Source organism: Halovenus rubra (genome assembly GCF_026586665.1).
GTDB lineage: Archaea > Halobacteriota > Halobacteria > Halobacteriales > Haloarculaceae > Halovenus > Halovenus rubra.
This window is the reverse complement of the sequence record NZ_JAODIY010000004.1, coordinates 226,121-246,979: the sequence shown is the minus strand read 5'-3', so window position 1 is coordinate 246,979 and position 20,859 is coordinate 226,121. Positions and strand designations below refer to the sequence as shown.

Annotated in this window: 22 protein-coding genes; 7 read left to right on the top strand and 15 right to left on the bottom strand. The window is 55.3% G+C overall.

Translation table 11 applies throughout. The features are described from left to right. Nucleotides 1-25: 25 nt before the first annotated feature. From N5098_RS03550 to N5098_RS03540, 3 genes are all read right to left on the bottom strand, one after another. Complete coding sequence (locus N5098_RS03550; protein WP_267636317.1) at nucleotides 26-604, bottom strand: response regulator transcription factor; 579 nt, start codon at nucleotides 602-604, stop codon at nucleotides 26-28. Nucleotides 605-732: 128 nt separating this feature from the next. Beyond that, a complete protein-coding gene (locus N5098_RS03545) occupies nucleotides 733-3,210 on the bottom strand; it encodes a heavy metal translocating P-type ATPase (RefSeq protein ID WP_267636316.1) in 2,478 nt (825 codons plus the stop codon). A gap of 37 nt (nucleotides 3,211-3,247) precedes the next feature. After that, on the bottom strand, nucleotides 3,248-3,451 hold the full coding sequence (locus tag N5098_RS03540) for a DUF8131 family protein (RefSeq protein ID WP_267636315.1): 204 nt from the start codon (nucleotides 3,449-3,451) through the stop codon (nucleotides 3,248-3,250). A 103-nt stretch (nucleotides 3,452-3,554) separates the two neighbouring features. Here N5098_RS03540 and N5098_RS03535 point away from each other — a divergent pair, with 103 nt between their 5' ends. The 6 genes from N5098_RS03535 to N5098_RS03510 all read left to right on the top strand — a co-directional run bounded on the left by N5098_RS03535 (nucleotide 3,555) and on the right by N5098_RS03510 (nucleotide 7,191). Next, nucleotides 3,555-3,767, top strand: coding sequence for a hypothetical protein (locus N5098_RS03535; protein WP_267636314.1), 213 nt, complete (start codon nucleotides 3,555-3,557; stop codon nucleotides 3,765-3,767). 2 nt (nucleotides 3,768-3,769) lie between these two features. Further along, entirely contained in the window at nucleotides 3,770-4,267 is a 498-nt protein-coding gene (locus N5098_RS03530; RefSeq protein ID WP_267636313.1) for a cytochrome c oxidase subunit II, read from the top strand. Further along, the gene (locus N5098_RS03525; protein ID WP_267636312.1) at nucleotides 4,267-5,997 is read left to right on the top strand and encodes a cbb3-type cytochrome c oxidase subunit I; all 1,731 of its coding nucleotides are present in this window, start codon (nucleotides 4,267-4,269) and stop codon (nucleotides 5,995-5,997) included. The genes N5098_RS03530 and N5098_RS03525 overlap by 1 nt, the downstream gene beginning before the upstream one ends. Beyond that, nucleotides 5,994-6,200 carry a hypothetical protein gene (locus N5098_RS03520; RefSeq protein WP_267636311.1) on the top strand — a complete coding sequence of 69 codons (207 nt, stop codon included), beginning with the start codon at nucleotides 5,994-5,996 and terminating at the stop codon, nucleotides 6,198-6,200. Before N5098_RS03525 ends, N5098_RS03520 begins: the two co-directional genes overlap by 4 nt. A gap of 32 nt (nucleotides 6,201-6,232) precedes the next feature. Continuing rightward, on the top strand, nucleotides 6,233-6,895 hold the full coding sequence (locus tag N5098_RS03515) for a DUF7546 family protein (protein WP_267636310.1): 663 nt from the start codon (nucleotides 6,233-6,235) through the stop codon (nucleotides 6,893-6,895). A 98-nt stretch (nucleotides 6,896-6,993) separates the two neighbouring features. Then, complete coding sequence (locus N5098_RS03510; protein WP_267636309.1) at nucleotides 6,994-7,191, top strand: hypothetical protein; 198 nt, start codon at nucleotides 6,994-6,996, stop codon at nucleotides 7,189-7,191. Between the two features lie 90 nt (nucleotides 7,192-7,281). Here the strand turns inward: N5098_RS03510 and fen are convergent, their stop codons facing one another. Genes fen through N5098_RS03460 form a run of 10 tightly spaced genes read right to left on the bottom strand, consistent with a single transcriptional unit; the run spans nucleotide 7,282 to nucleotide 16,674 of the window. Next, nucleotides 7,282-8,259: a flap endonuclease-1 gene (fen, locus tag N5098_RS03505; protein ID WP_267636308.1), complete on the bottom strand. Its 978-nt coding sequence runs from the start codon at nucleotides 8,257-8,259 to the stop codon at nucleotides 7,282-7,284. A gap of 53 nt (nucleotides 8,260-8,312) precedes the next feature. After that, complete coding sequence (locus tag N5098_RS03500; RefSeq protein ID WP_267636307.1) at nucleotides 8,313-10,127, bottom strand: Na(+)/H(+) antiporter subunit D; 1,815 nt, start codon at nucleotides 10,125-10,127, stop codon at nucleotides 8,313-8,315. Then, nucleotides 10,127-11,806: a proton-conducting transporter transmembrane domain-containing protein gene (locus tag N5098_RS03495; protein WP_267636306.1), complete on the bottom strand. Its 1,680-nt coding sequence runs from the start codon at nucleotides 11,804-11,806 to the stop codon at nucleotides 10,127-10,129. Before N5098_RS03495 ends, N5098_RS03500 begins: the two co-directional genes overlap by 1 nt. After that, nucleotides 11,803-13,419, bottom strand: coding sequence for a proton-conducting transporter transmembrane domain-containing protein (locus N5098_RS03490; RefSeq protein WP_267636305.1), 1,617 nt, complete (start codon nucleotides 13,417-13,419; stop codon nucleotides 11,803-11,805). The genes N5098_RS03495 and N5098_RS03490 overlap by 4 nt, the downstream gene beginning before the upstream one ends. Further along, the gene (locus N5098_RS03485) at nucleotides 13,412-13,795 is read right to left on the bottom strand and encodes a cation:proton antiporter subunit C (protein WP_368407991.1); all 384 of its coding nucleotides are present in this window, start codon (nucleotides 13,793-13,795) and stop codon (nucleotides 13,412-13,414) included. The genes N5098_RS03490 and N5098_RS03485 overlap by 8 nt, the downstream gene beginning before the upstream one ends. 43 nt (nucleotides 13,796-13,838) lie before the next feature. Beyond that, nucleotides 13,839-14,348, bottom strand: coding sequence for an MnhB domain-containing protein (locus N5098_RS03480; protein WP_267636303.1), 510 nt, complete (start codon nucleotides 14,346-14,348; stop codon nucleotides 13,839-13,841). Next, on the bottom strand, nucleotides 14,341-14,883 hold the full coding sequence (locus N5098_RS03475; RefSeq protein ID WP_382230595.1) for a DUF4040 domain-containing protein: 543 nt from the start codon (nucleotides 14,881-14,883) through the stop codon (nucleotides 14,341-14,343). The genes N5098_RS03480 and N5098_RS03475 overlap by 8 nt, the downstream gene beginning before the upstream one ends. Beyond that, nucleotides 14,883-15,257 carry a monovalent cation/H(+) antiporter subunit G gene (gene mnhG, locus N5098_RS03470; protein WP_267636301.1) on the bottom strand — a complete coding sequence of 125 codons (375 nt, stop codon included), beginning with the start codon at nucleotides 15,255-15,257 and terminating at the stop codon, nucleotides 14,883-14,885. Before mnhG ends, N5098_RS03475 begins: the two co-directional genes overlap by 1 nt. Beyond that, the gene (locus tag N5098_RS03465) at nucleotides 15,254-15,553 is read right to left on the bottom strand and encodes a monovalent cation/H+ antiporter complex subunit F (RefSeq protein ID WP_368407988.1); all 300 of its coding nucleotides are present in this window, start codon (nucleotides 15,551-15,553) and stop codon (nucleotides 15,254-15,256) included. The genes mnhG and N5098_RS03465 overlap by 4 nt, the downstream gene beginning before the upstream one ends. Next, nucleotides 15,550-16,674 carry a monovalent cation/H+ antiporter subunit E gene (locus N5098_RS03460; protein ID WP_267636300.1) on the bottom strand — a complete coding sequence of 375 codons (1,125 nt, stop codon included), beginning with the start codon at nucleotides 16,672-16,674 and terminating at the stop codon, nucleotides 15,550-15,552. Before N5098_RS03460 ends, N5098_RS03465 begins: the two co-directional genes overlap by 4 nt. A gap of 209 nt (nucleotides 16,675-16,883) precedes the next feature. Here N5098_RS03460 and N5098_RS03455 point away from each other — a divergent pair, with 209 nt between their 5' ends. Next, on the top strand, nucleotides 16,884-17,849 hold the full coding sequence (locus N5098_RS03455; protein ID WP_267636299.1) for a cation diffusion facilitator family transporter: 966 nt from the start codon (nucleotides 16,884-16,886) through the stop codon (nucleotides 17,847-17,849). On the opposite strand, the gene N5098_RS03450 is transcribed toward N5098_RS03455, so the two are convergent. After that, nucleotides 17,846-18,892 (bottom strand): Mrp/NBP35 family ATP-binding protein, encoded by a 1,047-nt coding sequence (locus N5098_RS03450; protein WP_267636298.1) that lies wholly within the window; start codon nucleotides 18,890-18,892, stop codon nucleotides 17,846-17,848. The genes N5098_RS03455 and N5098_RS03450 overlap by 4 nt on opposite strands. A 44-nt stretch (nucleotides 18,893-18,936) precedes the next feature. Beyond that, nucleotides 18,937-20,826: a hybrid sensor histidine kinase/response regulator gene (locus tag N5098_RS03445; protein WP_267636297.1), complete on the bottom strand. Its 1,890-nt coding sequence runs from the start codon at nucleotides 20,824-20,826 to the stop codon at nucleotides 18,937-18,939. Nucleotides 20,827-20,859: the final 33 nt, after the last annotated feature.

Here is a 20,859-nt window from a genome sequence, read left to right as displayed (position 1 = left end):
TGGCAGTAACGCTACAATAGCGATGTTATCGCTGATTCTGGAGTTGCTCCGTGTCCAAATCGTCGCTAATCGCTTCAACTTCTGTTTCAAGGGTTTCGATTTCTGTAGTAAGCTCCTCAAACTCGTCGCTTTCGGACAGCTCAGCTCTCGTCTTTTCGAGCTCTAGAACGTTCCGTTTAAGCTTTTTCGAGGTAAGTTTCTGCATCCGAGAGTTGTAGGCCTCGAGTTTATTTAGCCTCTCAACAGTCTCACGGATATCACTGTATGAGACAGGTTTTATCAGGTAGTCGTCGATTCTGAGGTCGATAATATCAAAGTCTGGGTTTACTGCTGTAACCATCGCAACCCGACAGTCGAGTTTTTGTTCTTCGATGTGTGCGAGGACTTCAGTACCCGAAACGACAGGCATCCGACGGTCGAGGAGAACAATATCAAACTCATCATCAACGGTTTCGATTGCCTCCTCGCCGCTGTAAGCGACGGTAACAGCAAACTCATCTTCGAGGTACGCTGCGTACATGTCGGCAAGTTCCACCTCGTCTTCGACAATGAGTATCTCTCTCCTTTCCGAAGAGGGTTCTTTGGTAGGTGTGTCTTCGCTCACAACAATACTATATTGTCATTGGAGAAACGGATATATTAAACCCATCATTGTCACTAGCTTCGAACACGACAGCTGGATTCCCAGTGTTCCATCCCGGTTGAGGAGACGGCAAGCACGGTTGAACAACCTCAGGCCGGCTTTTCGCTCGCTCGTGACGCCGATTCGTCAAGTGATGACGACGAGACAGAACGGTTTGTCCGCACGGAGTCAGCATCAGCAGTATCAGCACTCCGTGCTGAGTTCGCAACGACAAATAGGCTACTCGTCGCCATCGCCACTGCGGCAAAGAGTGGGTTCAGGTGTCCGGTCAATGCAAGCGGAATCGCCACCCCATTATAGAGGAATGCCCACGCAAGGTTCTGTCGGATACGCCGCTTCGTGCGAGAAGCAACACGGAACACAGTTGGCACGCGTTGCAGCTCACCTTCCAAAACGACCGCGTCCGCAGCATCTGTCGCAAGCTGTGTGCCACTTTCCAAAGCGATACCAACGTCAGCGGACGCAAGCGCTGGCGCATCGTTGCTGCCGTCGCCGACCATCGCTACTGTCTCAGTGGCTGCAAGTCGTCGAACTGTTTCGGCTTTTCCGTCTGGTGGCACGCCTTCGAAGACATCATCGACTGCAGGATTCTCACGGAAGCGCTGGACACCGGGGCCTTCGTCACCGGTGAGTATGACGACACGACTGTCCGCAAACGAATCGACGACAGTCTTCCACTCTTTACGGGGTGTATCACCGACGCCGATAGCACCGTGGGCCTGTCCATCCCAGCCGACAACAACGGGGACATTACCACGTCCTCGAATCGCCGACAACTGTTCTTCAAGGGCTGCTGGTACCGTCCACTCTTTTTCCCAAAACAGACCGGGATGGCCAACGAGAACGCGGTCACCGTCAAGAGTTCCAGAGACTCCCCGTGTGAATGACTCGAACGTTTCGAGGTCGACTGCCTGCGTGGAGTCCTCACCGTCACTCACGTCGGGGGCGGATTCCATGACTCTTGTTGTCATCGGATAATCAGCGGTCGCATCAGTTACCGCGCTTGCAATCGGGTGGTCGGCGTACTGCTCGACAGCCCCAGCACGCCCAAGAAGTTCAGTCTCTGAAACGTCGTGACCCACAATAGTCGTGACTGCCATCTCGCCATCAGTTATCGTCCCAGTCTTATCAAGAACCAGCGTCTCGACTTCCCCTGCGTGTTCGAACAGTTCCGGGGTAGCAACGACGATACCCTGCTTTGCTGCGGACTGGAGACCTGATGCAACAGCGAGCGGTGTCGCGAGCCCTAGCGCACACGGACACGACACAATAAGCACTGTCAGTCCACTGAGGACCGCACTCTGTACTGATTTTCCAGTTACCAGCATGAGAGCCGTGATTGCCGCTCCGAGAAACAGTACAAATGGAACGAATACCGTCGCTAGCCGGTCGGCGACCCGCTGTGCGCCGGGACGAGACGCCTGAATATCCCAAAGCAACTCGACAACGCGGTCGAGTGTGCTTTCTCCTTCCGGCCCGGCTTCGACAACCAGCGGCGCGTCAGTGACAACTGTGCCACCACGAACCTCATCGCCCGGACGTTTCGTTTCAGGGAGTGATTCACCAGTGACAAGTGCCTCATCGACCGCCGCAGTTCCCTGCTTGACCGTTCCGTCGACAGGGATGCGCTTGCCGGGAGTTACTTGGAGTCTGTCACCTGCCGAGATATCCTCAACGGAGACTGTCTCACCGGTTTCGAGGGTTGCTTCGGCAACCTGCAGTTCTGTCAGGTCGGCAAGTAAGCCAGCTGTCCGTTGTTTGATTCGCTGCTCGTAGTAGTTACCGACCGTCACCGCAAGAACGACGACAATACTCACATCGTAGTAGAGGTCACTCCCGCCAACAAAGACTCGTCCTGTGCTATAGGTGAAAGCCGCGAGCGCGGCAATTGTGACAAGCAAGTCGACGTTCGGCCGTCGCGTTCGGAGACTGACGTAGGCACCACGGAGCATGGGTCGGCCAGTGTAGCCGATGATAATCGCTGTCATCACAGCAATTTGACCGTACAGATAGAGACCATCAAACTGACCGAACTCAACAACTGGGTCGTACCCAAAGTAGGTTGGATACAGGAAGACAGCATAGTTTGTCATCGCCATCATCCCAAAGATGCCGCCGACGAGAAGACGGCTCACTATCCCCTCACCATCTTCGGGCGCTTCGTCGCGCCTTCGAGCGTGGTATCCCATCCCTGAGACGACATCAAGCAGATCTGATTCCGTCCGGGACTCAGGGTCATAGACGAGCTTGATTGTTTCAGCCGCGTAGCTCGCCTCAGCGTCGTAGACACCATCTTGGTTGCACGCATTCGATTCGAGAAACACCTCACACGTCGAGCAGTGCATCCCGTCGACAGCGAGGTAAGCGGTTTCAGCGGACTCGGGATAGTCGGTGTCGTCGTCTGTCCCGAACGCTGACTCGATTGTTTCATCGTCCGAAACAGCAACATCACCCACAGAACGGTACACCTCCAGACACCCACGACAACAGAACGTCCCATCAACTTTCGGGGCAGTTACGGCTTCGTCTGCGGGGAGGTCACAAAGTGAACAAGCCTCGTTTGTCATGCGTATACACGTCCGCAGACTGTGGGATGCAGGCGAATCAATGTGCAGCGCCGTTTTCCTGTCCGTTTTCGGCCTCTGACCCACCGAAAAGAACGAACAGACTGCCAGTTATCAGTAAGACGTTCACTCCGGTGAAGATACCGCTGGTAAGGTCAGCTTGTGCAGTGCCTGTCAGGAACGTTACGAGCGGGATGAACGCTCCCAAAGCGAGCAAGCCATTCGCGCGAACAGGGAGACTCATGATACACCCTACGGCGGTATTATGCTAAAAGAAAGCCGTGGTTCCCAGGGCGTGGGAACCAGCGTACAGGTATTAGACTGCTGTATTCTAAGAACCGATAGTCATGAGTTCAGGCACCGAACACGAGGCATCCCCCGACACCCTTGACGAGCCAGACGATGTCTGGGAGGTAGACATCGAGAAACAAATTGGACACGACGAGTACGATCCCGTTGGAACACTCAGCCTGATTACGGTGTATTTCCTTATCATCGCCTTTCTCTGGGTGTTCATGTACTTCGTCGAGTTCCTCGGTCGCGGCCCAACGGTGGTGTGACAATGGAGATACACAGATACGAGAAAATCTGGTTCGGCGTTGCAGTGCTGTTAATCGTCGCGTTTATTGGAACCGTTGCGTACGGTGCCGTCGGAGCCGGCATCGAAATGGTCGACGATGATGGCGGAACCATTGACCCGAATAACCTCAGCGACCACGAGCGGTTTGGCGATACTGGTGTACACCAGGTCGGGGATGGAGAGTTCGAGGTGAACATGATTGCAGTTCACCCGTCGTTTATTCCCAACGATATCGAGATTCCGGAAGGTAGTACAGTGACGTTCTATATGACTGCCAGTGATGTGACACACGGGTTCAACATTGCTGGAACAAACGTAAATTCAATGATTATTCCTGGTCAAATAACGGAGATAACGGTTGAATTCGACGAGTCCGGGACGTATGGGTTCGTCTGTCACGAGTACTGTGGAAGCCTCCATCACGAAATGGAGGGGCAAATCCAAGTTGTCCCTGAAGACGAGTTTGGAGGTGATGCCTGATGGGGGTGTTCGCCCACGAGTATCCCAATGAGGCTGGAATTGTCAGGGCTGCCCTCGCAAGTTCGTTTGTCGCGCTACTTCTCGGTGGCGTGATGGGACTTATTCAGGCGTTGCACCGGACCGGTTACGTACAAGTTATCGACGATTCGACATACTACACGGTGTTGACGCTTCATGGTGTCTCGCTTGCTATCCTATTTAGTATCTTCTTTTTGGTCGGGTTCTTCCAGTGGGCAGTAACTGACAGCCTCGACCGTCCGTCAGAGGATATTCGGTTTACGAAACTTTGGTATGCTCTGATGGTTCTTGGCTCGATTATGGCCGCGGTCCCGATCCTCGGTGGATTTATCGATCAGACAGAAATCAGTGCAGACGTACTGTTCACGTTCTATGCGCCCCTTGAGGCACATCCACTGTTTTATGCCGGGCTTGCTGTGTTCATTATCGGCACCTGGCTTGCAGGCATCGACTGGTTCCGCTCGTGGTGGGCCTGGAAACAGAAGAACCGTGGTGAGAAGACACCGCTGCGGACATTCATGGTGTTGACGACGATGCTTATGTGGTATCTCGCTTCCGCCGGTGTTGCTATCGCTGTTATTTTCTTTTTGTTACCGTGGCAACTCGGTCTTGTCGGTGGCGTGAATCCACTGCTAACACGGACGCTATTCTGGTTCTTTGGCCACCCGGTCGTGTACTTCTGGCTGATGCCGGTGTACATGATGTGGTATGTCATCCTTCCCAAACTCGCGGGCGGCCGCTTGTTCAGTGACCCGCTTGCACGCATCGTGTTCGTTCTCTTCTTGGTGCTTTCGGTGCCAACTGGTATACATCACCAGTACGTGGACCCCGGTATCTCAGAAGGGTTCAAATTCTTGGCAATGACGAATACGATGTTCTTGCTGTTGCCCAGTCTGCTAACAGCCTTTACCGTTGTGGCAAGCATCGAACACGGTGCACGTCAGCGTGGTGGCTCTGGCTATTTCCGATGGCTCACTGACTTGCCGTGGAACCGCCCGGCGTTTACTGGCATGGCTCTGGCAGCACTGATGTTTGCCGCAGCAGGCTTCTCCGGGATGGTAAACGCAGGTATGAACTTCAACTACCTCGTTCACAATACACTCTGGATTGTCGGTCACTTCCACCTCACTGTCGGGACCGCCGTAGCGCTGTCGTTTATGGCGTCTACATACTGGTTCCTCCCGAAGATTACAGGCCACAAAGTGTTCAGCAAGCGCCTCGGTCTCGTTCAGGTCGTCGTGTGGTTTATCGGAATGGTGTTCATGTCGAACGCGATGCACCGCATCGGGTTAGCTGGTGAGCCACGGCGAACCGCAGACCCATTCTACGATGGTGTGACCTTCGAGACATCGCTTGGAACGATTAGCGAACTGCACGCCCAGATTGCGCTGGGCTCTGTGCTGCTGGTTGTCTCACTACTGCTGTTTGCAGCACACATTCTCTTGTCGTGGTTCAATTTCGCTGATAAAGATGCACCGACGCCAGACACAATTCCGCCAGCTCTTTCGGGTCCGGAACACGCCCCTGCAGTCCTCGAAAACTTCCGGTTGTGGACCGCTATCGCAATCGGGCTAATTCTTCTCACTTACACACTCCCGATTGCAGCAATTGTCTCTGGAAACGGCTGGTTTGGCCCAGTGACCACGTTTATCGGCGATACCAGTAGCTTCCTCACTGGGTTATTCCATGCAGTCTTTGGGGTGATACCATGAACCGTCCCGGTACGGCAGGCCTGCTGGTTCTCGGTGCGTTCGCTATCGTCTTCGCTGTCGAGTTCAATACACTGCTCGGAATGTTCGGCATTGACATCGCGCCGAGCGTCTACTTCCCAGCCATAGGGACCATCCTCGCCGTGGTGTTTGGTGGTCTCTTGCTTCTCCCGAAAAACCAGGATGCTGCCTCGGTGAGTGCATAGACAAAAGGCACCAATTCCACGTCAATAAGATAATGAGTAGCGTTACCGAGAATCCGGGAATAATCCGCGCATTCAGGCTCTTTAGGAGTCGTGCGGCAATTCTCAGTATATTTGTTCTCGTCGCTCATATTGTGGCACTACTTGCATATGTACACGCAACAGGGACAGTCATCGCAGCGGAGCGTGCGATGGTGCCGGTCGTCTGGATTACAGTTGCGGTCTGGCTAGTTGCTCATCTCCGAGAGCGTGGGTGCCAGACTAATACCGGCTTGTTTGCCCCCATCGTCGGTGTGGTGTATTTTTTCGTGCTCGCAATAATTGGCGGCGTGGTCGGTCTCGGCGCCGAAACCAGTTCTCTTGCTGTCGAGGTTTCAACTCCCGGCTGGGGGCCAGTTGTGCTCGGCTCTCTGCCACCGATACGGATTGTTCTACTGCCGTTCAAGGTTATTGGCTACATTGGACTCTCCTACGGCGTATACCGAGCTGTTGCAGCAACATCTCGCGGAGCAGTTGCCGGCATTCTCGGGCTGTTTGCGTGTGTAAGCTGTACGCTACCACTGATTGCTACGGCTGGTAGCTTCCTTACTGGAACCACACTCGCACTCCAGACAGGGGAGTTTACCTATGACATCGCAACGGGCGTGTTCGTGCTGACAGCTGTACTGCTCGTCGTTGGAGTGCCGACAGAACAGTAACACGTCATCAGGTGCTGTTTAGAGAATATGATTTTCCTTAAGGACTGCCTGAGTGTTTGTACGGAGCGTTTATTACTGGCTAATTGAATACGTGTGGTATGACCAAACAAAGCAATCATCAGCGGTACGGTCCCGAGCAGTTGTCCGAGTATCCCGATGTCGATCTAGACTGGGCACACAGCGATACGGACGACCCGACGAAGCTCACAATATTTGACCCAGCCACCCCACACATTGCGGCGGCCTGGATTACCGTCGACAGCGAAGCCTGTTGCTCGCTTGAACGTGCTCGGTAGAGAGAGTGTGCCCGGAAACTGGTGGTCACGAGGTAACGTTGGGAAAACAGTATAAGGGGATAGACAGGCTCGGTTCGGGCAAACAAAGGCTTAAGACCAGTCTCCAAGACCCGTCTGGACGAGCGATTGCTCGATACGCTCGAAGCCGCGTTCGACCTCGTTGGCATCAACTTCCCAGGTTTCGGTGACAAACTCACGAGCTGCCCCTACATCTGGGTTGATTGCCGTGTCGACAGTCACGTCTTCGACAGGCGGATCAAGAAAGAGCGAGCGAAGCCGGTCTGCGTTGTCGATATGTTCATCACGCGCCGACAGTGCGCCAAAGAGGTCACCATGTTCGGAAACAAGCGAGACAGCGGTCTTTGGGCCAATGCCGGAGATGCCCGGATTAAAGTCTGTTCCACAGAGTAGCGCCACGTCGACGAGTTGCTCCCAGGTCAGGTCGTGGTTTTCAAGCGTTGCGTCGAAGTCCATCAGCTCGGGGTCGCCGCTACTCGTGAGTTGCCGGAGTGTGTAAGGCGCGCCAAAGAGCAACGCGTCGTAGTCTTCGGTCCCGGCGTAGTCGACAGTTTTCTGCCGGGCCATGTGGGCACACTGGGCCTCACCCTCGGCGAGTGCATCCACAACCGGGACATCAAGCAGTTCGAACAGTTGCCGAGTCGTCTCGATAATCGTGTCGGTGAGCCGTTGTGTTCTGGATTCGAGACGGGCAACTGCGACTTGGTCGCCCTCTTTGCGGGCCTTTGCAAGCTCTGCCTCGTATTGCTCGCGCTGTTCTCGGCGCTTTGCTACCTCGTCTTCTTTGAGGTCAGTAACAGCTCCGTCGAAGACGAAGACGGGCGTAAGGTCGTGTTCGAAGAACTTCGGCAACCCCTGGACAGCCCCGAGAAGATTCGCAACCTCGGTCCCGTCACGCGTAGTGTACTTCTCGTCGCTGGTCCACTTGACTGTCGTCGTGAGATAACGATACAGCCAGTTGTGCGCATCAACTGCAACTGTCGACTCCCCCACGTTATCGAATGGCACCTCTGTAATCGCAGCGAGGTCGCGTAAATCTGCGTTTCCCATTGTCAGTTGTTCAGGCGGGAACGGCGAAACAATTTTTGATCCAAACTGCCGTCCTACAGCACGACGAGCAACACGATGGTCAACACAGTTGCTAACAACAGAACAGAGGTTCCGATACCAGCGCGGAGATACAGCCGCGGGGGTGCACCGCCGTCAGCCTGTGGTTGTTCGTCATCCCAAGACGGCCGAACTGATTGGGGGAGATACCGGGCAGTTCGGGCCACAGCCAACGTCGGATTGGCTCCAACCCAGTAGCTGTTACGGACCAGCCCGACCGCAACCCGGTCAACGAAAGCATACAACTCGGTAACGGCCACAATCAGGACTCGTCCACCGTAGAAGAATCCCCGGTTGTACAGGGAATCGATATCCGGGACTCTCCCAATATGATGGAGCGGCCCCCGCAACACGGCAAAGCCAATTGCACCCGCACCAGCCAACACTAGCCCTTCAGTAATGTGTGAGGCTGTGTAGGTAGTGTACTCGTACTGCCCCTGGAATGGCAATAGCTCAAAGAGAAGCGTTGGCCGGAGACCAAACAGAACACAAAGTCCCGCAACAGAGACCATCGACACACTCTGGCCGATATTTGCGTCTTTGACCACTCCGTCGTAGCTTCCTTCGATGAAAGCAAAATAGCCCAGCTTGATAAACGAGAGGAACGTTCCGACGCCGCCAAGCAAGAGGAGATACCAGAGAATATCCAGATGTTTCTTGTGGGCCGCACCAATAATCATCCCCTTCGAGACGAAGCCGTTGAATCCGGGGAAGCCAGCAATGGACAGCGCCGCGATTGTAAACGTAATAGCAGTAATCGGCATTTTCCGACCCAAGCCGCCGATGTTATCGAGACTCTCCTGTCCTGTCCGGTAGATGATGACACCGACAGTCATGAACAACAATCCCTTGTAAAGGATGTGGTTGAACACGTGTCCAAACGTCCCTGCCGCCGCGAGGACGTCGTAATACTTGTCATGACCACCGTGACCGATGGCTCCACCAGCAAGACCGACGCCAGCAATCATATACCCAACCTGAGACTGAATGTGATAGGAGAGAAGCCGACGCATATCTGACTGGAGCAGCGCCGCAAACGCACCAAAGACGGCCATCGCACCGCCCATGTACGCAATCCAGATATGACCGTCAGGGAACGCGCGATACATGCCATAGACTCCTGTTTTGGTTGTGTAGACACAGAGAAACACACTCGCAGCGAGATGTGGACTCGGATAAGTATCGGGCAACCAGGCGTGTAGCCCAACAAAGCCAACGTTGACTCCGATACCGATTGCGGCAAGTGTCGCAGGGACGGTGCCGGTAATGCCGTTTCCAGTGAATGCAACCGCCCCGACGTTAGCGTAATGCCAGACGATAGCAGCAAGGAAGAGGCTGCCACCGATACCGTGAAGCATAGCGTAACGGAACCCGGACCGGACTGCGTCGCCACCGTAGTGCCAGACAAGCAGCGTGCTCGTGACAGCCATCAGCTCCCAGAAGAAAATGAGCGTTAGCCAGTCACCGGCATAGACGGTTCCGAGACTAACTCCAACGTACGACAGCGCAAACGCCGTCTGGATGCTGTCAGCGTCACTAGCATAAGAGTACAGCACCGCAACCGCCGCGATGAACCCGAAGATGAGGCCCATCAGTCGCGAAAACTGGTCGACGTTGTAAATGACCACGTCGAAGGTGCCAAACAGTTCGAACCCAGAGAGGTGTGTTCCCTCGTCGATAACCAACGAGATAGCGGCGACGCTCCCAGTCGCGAGAACGCCAATAGCGTGCCCAAGACGCCGGGGCAAAACGGGCACAAGAACTGCGGCAATTAACACAATAGCAAACGGCGGGATAGATTCGAGCACCATTAGGCCATCACCCCCTGAGCGACATCTTCGATAAGTTGGAGGAACACAGCGGCGTCGGGCACGATACCAAGAACGACAGCACCGGCGGCAATGAGCAGTATCGGCCCAAGCATGAGCCATGACCCCTCATCACCAGTCCAGCCAACGCGGTCCCAGCCGCCGTCACCGGGGCCACCATGGTGACCCTCCTCAACGTGCGTGTCGTGGGACTCAGCGTCGCCGCCCGGGTCCTGTTCGGAGCCACCGTCGGTTGCAGCCTGCTTTGGGCTGTGGCCCCCAAGTGGCCCCTCGACGAGTGGCTTCGAGTCGGCACTGTCGTAGGACTCGAAGAACGCGCCGTAGACGATAGGCCAGAAGTACGCGATGTTGAGGACACCAGAGATGAGTAAGACAACAGCAAATGCGGACTGGCTCGCCTGAACAGCGCCGATAAGGATAAACCACTTACTGACGAACCCAGCGACCAGCGGAATACCGGCCATTCCTGCTGCAGCGATGCCAAACGCTGTCATCGTCAGTGGCATCCGCTTGCCGATACCGTCCATCTCGCTGATGTAGTCCGTGTGGGTTTCGACGTGGATAATCCCCGCACAGAAAAAGAGGGTGAGTTTCATAAACGCGTGAGCTGGGATATGGAGCAGTCCACCCTTGATGACATTTTCAAGGCCTGCACCCGCAACAGCAGCAGGCCCGACAAGTCCCAAACCAAGCACGATATACGAGAGTTGGCTGATCGTCGAGTACGCTAGCCGACGCTTGAGACGGTCAGCGCGAAGCGCAATGATGCTCGCCACCGTGAGCGTGATTGCGGCAACAATAGCAAGCACGATGCCGACACCGAGATCACCGACAAGTTGTGGCTCGTATACCTCCAAAACGAGGCGTGCGATACCGAAGACACCGCTTTTGACGACTGCCACGGCGTGGAGGAGACCCGAAACAGGCGTCGGCGCGACCATCGCGTCAGGCAGCCAGGAGTGAACCGGCATCAGGGCAGCTTTGACGCCGAACCCGGCTGCGAGCAGACCGAACGCTGCCCGAGCGAGGGCGGCGTTGGAGTCGGCGAGATGCGTAGCAGTTGCCCCAAACTCTGTCGTTCCAGCCATGGCAAACACTAGTGCAGTGCCACCCAAGACGAGCAACCCGCCGCCAAAGAACGTGTACGCGAGGTACTTCCGACCCGCCACTCTAGCTTCTTTACTTCCGTCGTGGGCGACGAGCGGATACGTAGCGACCGAGAGAAGTTCGTAGAAGACAAAAATTGTCAGTAGATTGCGCGCGAACGCGATACCGACGGCTGCCGAAAGGCTGGCAGCAAAGGCGGCGAAAAAGCGGGTCTGGTTTCCCTCGTCGAGGCCACGCATATATCCCGCCGCGTAGAAGGCTGTGAAAATCCAGAGAAAGCTGGCCAGTAGCGCAAATATCATGCCAAGCGCGTCAGCCTTCAGAGCGAACTCAATACCGTAGACAAACTCACCGAGTGACGCTTCATATTCGGTCCCGTCGAGTACGCCGGGGACCATGCTCGCGATGAGGCCGAACTTCGTAAGCGCTGCAAGTATCGACCACGACTCGCGGATATTCGGGTAGCGATGCGACGCGACAATCAACACGACCGAGACTGCCGAGACGAGCACGGCGGCCAGTGGTCGAATATCAGTGACGACTGCTTCTGTCATTGGTGTACCTCCGGCGATGATTCTTGGATTGCATCGACGAGTGGATCGATAGCGTCGGTCAGTTCAGCGCCCATGAACCCGAGTCCAACGGCGAGAACGGCAGCAGTAACGGCCAGTGCAACCATGCCAAAGGAAACCGAGCCACGGCCGTCCGTGGCAACTGCTGGCTCCTGGGCAGTGTCGGTGGTCTCGGAGAGGGGGGTGAAATACAGTTTCTCCAGCAACCTTGCGACGTACAAAAGCGTCAAGAGGGTACTGGCGAAGATGACGAAAACGAGCGGCCAGAGTTCTGCCTTGACGGCGGCTAACCCGATATACCACTTGCCAACAAAGCCAATCATCGGTGGGACACCGATGAGACTGAACCCAAGGACAGCAAGCGTCCCAGAGAGAACTGGCCGCTCCGTGGCAAGACCAGCATATTCATCAATAGACCGTGCACCGGTGCTCTTTTTTATTGCACCGACAGTCGCGAACAGCCCACCCTTGATGACAGCGTGGCCGATGAGATGGATAACAACGCCGTACACCGCAAAGCGCGTCGCTGTATCCGTCGCTGCTGGGTGGACACTGATACCGATAGCCATCGCGATGAGACCGAACTGTGCAACCGACGAATACGCAAACACTCGCTTGACTCGCTGTTGCATCGCAGCCAGAACGCTACCGATGACGACACTCAAAGCGGCCAATACGAGGATGGCCTCTGTTGCTTTGACATTCACAGCGAAGAACTCGGGTGTGAAAACGACCCATGTGATGCGAGCGAGTGCGTAGGCACTGGTCGTCGAGACGAGCGCGGAGATGAGGACCGTCACCGAATCTGGCGCTTCGGAGTACGCACCCGGCTGCCACGTATGGAGCGGGAAGATAGCAGTCTTGGTCGCCAGTCCAACAGCGATGAAGCCAAAGCTTGCGACAACCAGCGGCTCCGTGTAAAGCGCTCCCGTCACTTCAAGCCATTCAGGCTCACCTGCGAGTACGCGTGAGGTGTCAACCATGTTGAGTGTCCCAGTCCGGACAAACAGATAACCAACACCGACGAGATACATCGACGCGCCGGTCGTCCCGATGACCAGATACTTCAGCGCCGCGACAGCTGATGCCGCCGAGCGGTCGCTGGCAACGAGTGCGTAGGTCATTAGCCCCACAATTTCGAGGAAGACGAACATGTTGAACAGGTCGCCTGTGAGGACGAGACCCATTAACCCCCCAGTCAGTAGAAGGTACGCACTATAGAACGTGTTCTGTCGCGGTCCCGCTCGCCGCGCGTAGGCGAGCACACCAAGAGAGACAAACGCGATGAGCGCCACGAGTAGGCCCGAAAGCGCATCAGCGACAAGTTCGATACCGACAATAAACCCTTCTGTATCGAACGAGCCGACAGTTACCTCCTTGCGACCAAAGGTTTCACCACCCAGAATGTGTGTGATCCGGTCACCACCGATATAAACCGCGTACGCAATCCAAGAAGCCATTGCTGCCTCGACAGCGAGAACGAGCGTCGCGACCCACCAGCCAATTCGCTGGCGGACAAGTCCGAGGGCGAGTGGAAGGGTCGCACCGAGTATCGGGACTGCAATCAACAGTGCTGGGAGCGCTTCCTCAGTCATCGGCCCGCACCTCCCGAAGCGTCTCTTCGTCGAGTGTTCCGTACTCTCCGTAGATTCGAACGATGAGTGCCAAGGCAACCGCAGTCAGTGCCACACCGACAACAATTGCGGTCAAGACGATAACCTGTGGGAGCGGGCTGGCATAGGGGTCGTAAGCAGCCGCTTTCTTGGGGATAATCGGCACCTGCCCGGATTCCCCCTTGAACTCGCGTAGATAGGCTGTCGAGACGAAAAACAGGAAGATTGCGGACTGGAACAGATTTAGTCCGATAATCTTCTTCACGAGATTCGAGCTGGCAACAACCATGTACAGCCCGACCACCAGCAGGATTGCAAACAGCACGTACGTGTAGCGAGTCGTCAACAGCTCCGTCACGAGCGGCGTAGTGGAGAAACCCGCCACAGCGGCGACGAAACCGCTACTCATCGCCAGACACCTCCTCGGAAACGGAGTCCTGCATTGTTCCGGCAGCAAGGAGGAAGAACAACCCCACAACGACACTGGCAACTATCGGTGCGACGCCGCCGATTTCGATAGCCTCCAGTCCCCACTTGGCCTTGATACCAAACTCTTCTTTGTACATCTCGTATTCGAGGAAGTTGCCACCGAGGGCGAGTGGGATGAGCCCAATCATCGCAAAAGTAGTGACACCACCTGTTGCGAGTGCAACCAGCGTTCGGTTCTGAATCCAGTCACGGGTCGGTTCGATACCGAACGCGAACGCAATCATCAGCACTGTTGCACCGATAATTGCACCGCCTTGGAAACTTCCACCGGGCGACCCGGAGCCATGGAACATCAAGAACAGTCCGTAAGTGAGCGAGAACGGCGCAATAACCCGGACGGTGACCATAATGACCTGGCTCTCGATATAGGTTGATGTGGCATCCCCGAGTGAATCACCACTGGAGGAGTCGGCGCTACTCACGGGTAAACACCTCCCTGTGAAGGACAAGCAGTGTTGCGATACCAGCAGCAAAGACAACAACTGCCTCGCCGAAGGTGTCGAACCCACGGTAGCCAGCTAGCACTGACGTGACCGCATTGGTCACGTGAGTATCGCTGTAGGCGTTTTCGATGTAGTACTGTGTCACGGCAGGGTTCTCCCAGATCGGAGCGTCTGCAGTCCCGACCGCAGGGAACTCGCCCAGTGTCGAGATGATAACGACCAGCAACGCGCCGAAAACGACGAGTGCCGAGATGTTCGGTCGCTCCAGCCAGTAGTCCAGATCCGGGCGACTCGTTTTGACCAGCGCCAGCAACAACAGGAGTGTCGTCACGCCGGCACCGATAGCCGCCTCTGTCATCGCCACGTCGGGAGCAAGCAGGAAGGCATAGAACAATGCCATCCCCAGGCTGTACGCCGCAAATACGATGATAACTGCGAGTATATCTCGCAGGAGTGCGGTCGCCAGCGCAGTCGTCAAAACGAACACGAACAGTGCTGCCTCGAAGGCTGATATCATTCGTTGTCACCTCCGTCAGTTTCGAGTTTTGAATCACGGTAGAGTTCCTCGTCAGTCTGGTCGTCATCAGTTGTCCACGGTTCGATGCCCTGTTCCTCTGCAGCCCGAGAAATCGCGTGTGCTGCGGTCGGGTTGGTGATGAAAATAAAGAACAACAACAGGACCGTCTTGTACGAACCAGTTTCGAAGCCAATTGCAAGTGCGACGGCAGCGAGGGTAAACCCGGCACCGAGGGTGTCGGCCTGTGAGGCAGTGTGTGCTCTGGAATAAATATCTGGGAGTCGAAGCACACCAGCCGTCGAGACGAACGTAAAGAACAGGCCAAGTAACACGAAGGCGACAATGGCACCATCACGGGCAGCTTCAATCATAGGACACCACCCTGTTCAACGGTAAACTTCGAAATTGCAACCGACATCAAGAAGTTCAATAACGCATACACAAGCGCGATGTCGAGTAACGAAGGCACGTCGAGTCCAGCACCGAGCAACGCCAAAACGACCACAGTGTTCGTCCCGAGGACGTTCACCGCGAGCACGCGGTCCTGTGTAGACGGTCCCTTGATTACCCGATAGAGCATCGCTGTTGCGAGTAACATAAACACCGCCGCAGCCAGCAGGAACACGTCTGTCATAGCGTCACCGCTGAGGAAAAGAATCGGCATCATTGCTCATCACCTCCCGACTCACCAGCAGTCTTGCCACTGGAGTGCGGTCCACCATCCGACTCAAGCGATTTTGATTCGTCTCGTGGCTGCAAGATTGTCGTATCGTCTCGTTCACGAGGCGTCGGCATGCTCATCGCATTTCGACCATAAAACACGAACCGAACAGCTCGTTCGAGTCCGCCGTCGAACAGGTCTTCTCGTGCGCCAGGAACAAGGGTGTGCACCATCAGTGAGCGGCCCTCAACCCGGACAGTGAGTGTCCCCGGTGTGAGCGTAATGCTGTTGGCAAGTGTTGTGACCGGAAGACTTCCCCAGACAGCCGTATCGACGCGCGTGAGCCGTGGCTCAATCGGAAGGCCCGGCTGGAGTATCACTTTCGCGACCAGTACGTTGGCCTTGAGGATTTCCCAGAACAGGTAGGGAACAAAAACAACAAACCGAGCGAGGCGTCCAATCCAGCTGACTGATGGGTCGTGGTTGAACGTGATACGGGAGAGACTGACTGCAACAATTGTCCCAGAGATGGCCCCTGTAACGAGGTCAAACAGCCCAAATGTTCCGGCAAGCACTTGATAGAACATAAACGAGACAAAAAACAGCGCTCCGGCCTGAATCGAGGATGACCGCAAGAGCAACGGCGGACGACGGACCTGTCGCTGGACGGGTGCCTCCTCAACAGGGACGTCGGTAAGTCGAGTAAGCTCGACCTCAAGCGGGCGGAGCAGTGGCGAGCCGACACCGGGGTTGTACTCCGGATCGAGCACCATCCGCTCGATATCATTACGATTGGCCACCGCGGCCAGCGCAGTGCCGACATCGCCGGGGCTGAACAGGTATCTGTCTCTTCCGACATGTGTCGACTCGACTGTCAGCTCTTTACTGTTGTCGCCCGCGTCTTCTTCAGCCCAGACCGTAATTCGGTCCAACAGGGCCGTGACTGTCTCGATATTCGCCTCGGCTTGGTCACCGAGTCGCTCGTCTGAGACTTCAGGCGAGTGGACGTAGACAAACTCCAGGTATCCGGAACCAGTGCCTTCGAGTGCGGTCCTGACCGCGTACTCCACAGTTTGCCGAAGTGTCGACGACTCCGCAACTGGAACCAGCAGACGGTTATCCGGCACCGGCCTTCCACCTCCGCCGATTGACTGCGTGTGTAAATCGCATGGGAACAGCTCGTTAAAAAATGGTGTGTGTGGACGAACGAAAACCATTTCGTTCTATTGTGAACTGCCAACTCTGAGCCGTCTGCCATATATAGTTTATTTTCTGACAACATTGCGAGCGTTGTTCGTGTCGAAAGGTGTTAGTGACCGCCCTCTGGAAATGTGGTATGGCAGGCGGAAGTACGGGTGTCGTCATCGCAGCGATGATAGCGAACGGTGGTATCGCCATTCTCAAATTCATTGGCTTTCTGCTGACCGGCAGCCCCTCGATGCTAGCCGAGACGTATCACTCTATTTCAGACACTGGCAACCAGGTGTTGTTATTAATCGGCATCAAACACAGCCAACGGGGTGCATCACGCGTCCATCCCTTTGGCTACGGAAAGGCGCAATTTTTCTTTGCGTTTCTCGTCTCGGTACTGTTGTTCGGTGTTGCTGGCTGGGAGAGCCTAAAACATGGCATCGCTGAGCTACAGGCGGGCGGCCATGAGATGGAAGCCGGTGAGGCCGAGTTCCTTGGGTTCACGATTGATATCCAGCTTCCCATAGAACCGTTCTGGGTGGTCGTTGCTATTCTTCTAGGTGCAGTCGCGTTCGAAACCTACGCCTTCCTGAAAGCGCGAGCAGAACTAAAAGAACAGATGGAAACCCACGGTTGGTCAGGTTATCGTGAGACCTTCAGTCGGACCAGCGATCTTACCACCTTGACCGCGTTTACCGAAGACACTGTCGCACTCGTCGGACTGCTCGTTGCTCTTGGCGGCATCATTGCCACTCGTCTCACCGAAAATCCGGTGTACGATTCGCTTGGTGCAGTTGTCATCGGCATTTTGCTAATGATATTTGCCGTCTTTCTCGCTATCGAGAACAAACGACTCATTCTTGGTGAAAGTCTTCCAGAAGCAGCCGAAGATTCGCTCAAAGACGCTATCAGTGGTCACAGTACTGTTACTGGCATCGAAGATTTCCGTAGCATGTTCATCGGGAGCGGTGAGGTTCTCGTAACTGCTGACGTGGAGTTCGACGGATCACTTGACACGGCAGCTCTGGACGAAGATATCAGACAGATAGAAACAGAGCTCCAAGCGGTTGACAAACGCGTAAAGATTGTTTATATCGAGCCACAGAACTAGCTCGAGCTTTCTCGGCGTCGGTGGACGACGCCTTGCATATCAACTGCCTTCTCGACAAACGCCTGCACAGCATCCGCTGTCTCGTCGTCTTCGAGGACGATTGGTTGGTCGGCTGTCCGTACCGCAGGGTCGAGGGGAATCGACCCCAAGAAGGGCATATCTGTCTCCTCAGCAAATTCTTCCCCGCCACCCGAGCCAAAGATATCGTGCCGACCGCCACAGTCTGGACAGGCGAACGTCGCCATATTCTCCGCGATGCCAAGAACGGGTGTCTCGTGTTCAGCAAACATCTCCATCCCACGCTCTGCGTCGTCAAGTGCGACCGACTGTGGCGTCGTAACGATGACCGCGCCGGAGACAGGGATGCTCTGAAGCATCGTCAACTGTGTGTCACCTGTTCCCGGTGGAAGGTCAACAACCATGTAATCCAGGTTACCGCCTCGTCCCCACTGGACATCTTCCCAGAGCTGTGTGAGGACTTTATGAACCATCGGTCCTCGCCAGATGGCCGGCGCACTCTCGTCGAGCAGGTACTCCATGCTCATAATCTCAACGTCATGGACAACTGGCGGGACAATCTCTTCTTCCTCGGTGGCTTGTGGCTGGTCGTCAGAGCCCATCATCTGCGGGACGTTCGGACCGTACACGTCGGCATCGAAAAGCCCCACACGAGCACCAAGGTCTCCCAACCCGACCGCAAGATTCGCGGCGACCGTACTTTTTCCGACACCGCCTTTCCCGGAGGCGACGGCAATGATATTCTTGACGTTGGGTAACACTGTTTCCTCAGGGTCAACACCCCGGTCGACTGACGCAGTCAGTTCAACGTCGTAGCCGTACTCATCTAAAACATCCCGAACGCGACCAGCAATACTCGTCTCTGATGGGGAGTACGGTGCGCCAAGACCCAATGTCACGTCAATTGTCTCAGCCTCGTCGTCAATATCGATCTCGGTCACCAGTCCAAGGGATTCGATGTCGTCTCCCAGCAGTGGGTCCTCAACCGACTGAAGCGCCCCTCGTATTTTGTCCTCGTCTGTCATAGCTGGCATTCGGGGTGGTCCAGCGAAAAGGATTTCTATGCGGTCTAAGCGAACTCGACACCGGTGAACTCGAACCGAGCGCCGCCGGACGTGCTCTCGTCGAGCGTAACCTCCCAACCGTGTGCTTCGGCTGCACGGACAACGATTGCGAGTCCGAATCCAGTACCACCATCCTGTGTCGAAAATCCGGATTCGAGTGCCTGTTCTCTCACGGAAGCGGTCATTCCTTTGCCATTATCCTCGACGTAAAACCCTTCGGCGTCTTCGAGAAATCCGACACGTACTGTCACGTCTTCGCCACCGTGTTCGACAGCATTACGCAATAGATTCTCCAGAAGTTGTTGAAGCCGTGTCTCAGCAGCCAAAATCGGTGGTCCATCCGAGACAGTAACTGTTGCTCCACCAGTATCGACATTGAGCCAGCAGTCGTTTGTCACACTGCCAAGGTCAATGGCAGTCTGTTCAGTTACCGCATCGCCCATGCGTGCGAGTGCGAGCAATTCGTCAGTCAATGTCTCCATCCGGTCGACAGAGCGTGCGACAGCATCAAGATGGTCGCTGTCATACTCGTCCATCGCAAGCTCAAGCCGGAGCTGTGCCACATTCAGTGGGTTCCGAATGTCGTGGCTGACGATGCTCGCAAACTGGTCGAGACGTTTGTTTTCGAGACGAAGCTGGTCGCGTTGCTCGCGGAGTCGTTCTTGCTGTTCGATTCTGACGAGTGTCTGTGTTGCGTGCCCAACGAGTAACTCGACGAGTTCGAGGTCACGTTCGTCGAATACACCAACCTCACGAGCGGTTGCTTGGAAGACACCGATATCGCCCATTGGGACTGTTATCACCGAACGATAATCGCCAACTGGCCGTGTCTCTGGGTGTTCGTGGCTGTCGTTGACGAGATACGAGTCACCGGACTTGAAGGCGGTTCCGGCGATTCCGGCTTCACCCAGCGGTGACGCCTCATACTCGGTCAGCTCCGTCGATGTAGCTTCAACCACGAGCGAATCATCGATAACGCTGTCAACAATGCAAAGATCAAGGTCAAGAATTCGTTCGGCAGCGTCGACGACTAGTTTGTACACCTGTTGTTTGCTCTTGGAACCGGCGATATCAAACCCGACTTGGTGAAGTTGTGTAATCTGGTTGTGACGCTGCTTGGCGCGCTGTTCTTGACGTTTCTCTTCGGTCAAATCCGAGATGACGAGCTGCGCAGCGCGCTCTTCGTCAAACGTAACGGGGACAACTGTCCCGCGTCCATGGCGCGTGTTTCCTTGCAGGTCCATGAACTCGTAGGCTGTGAACTCAACCGGCGTACGCTCTTGTAGGACCGTATCGAGCTGTGAACGGGCTGAGTCGTCGTTTGCGGGGAGAAACATGCCGATGTCCAGATCAAGCAGTTCACTCTCGGTGTCTGCTCCGGCCACCTCGGCGGCGTGGGCGTTTACATACCGTATCGTATGGTTTGTGTCGACGACAAGCATCGGCACAGGAGCCTCTTCAACCAGCATACGGTACTCCTGTGTTCGACTTTTGACCCGTTTGCGGGCGTCGGTCGCACTGACTGCATTCAGGACTCGGTTTGCAAGCAGTTCATACTGGCTCTCTATCCGTTCTTTCCGGAAATAGTCGGTCGCTCCTGCGGAAATTGCTTCACTTGCTATGGCTTCGCTTCCTTTGCCAGTGAACAGGATAAATGGAATGTCTGGGCTTCGTTGCATCACCTTCTTGAGAAACGCGACACCGTCCATCCCGGGTAACTTGTAGTCGCTGACAATACAATCGATTGTCTCATTTTGTAGCTTCGACAGCCCCTCTTCGGCGTCGATAGCCTGAATTATATTGAACGCGTCGTACTTGCGTCGGATAAACTCAGCTGTCAGCTCGGTGAAATCGGGGTCATCGTCGACATGTAGCAGCTGAATCGTCCGTGTCACTACGTTACTATTTGCTGCTAATCACTTAAAAGC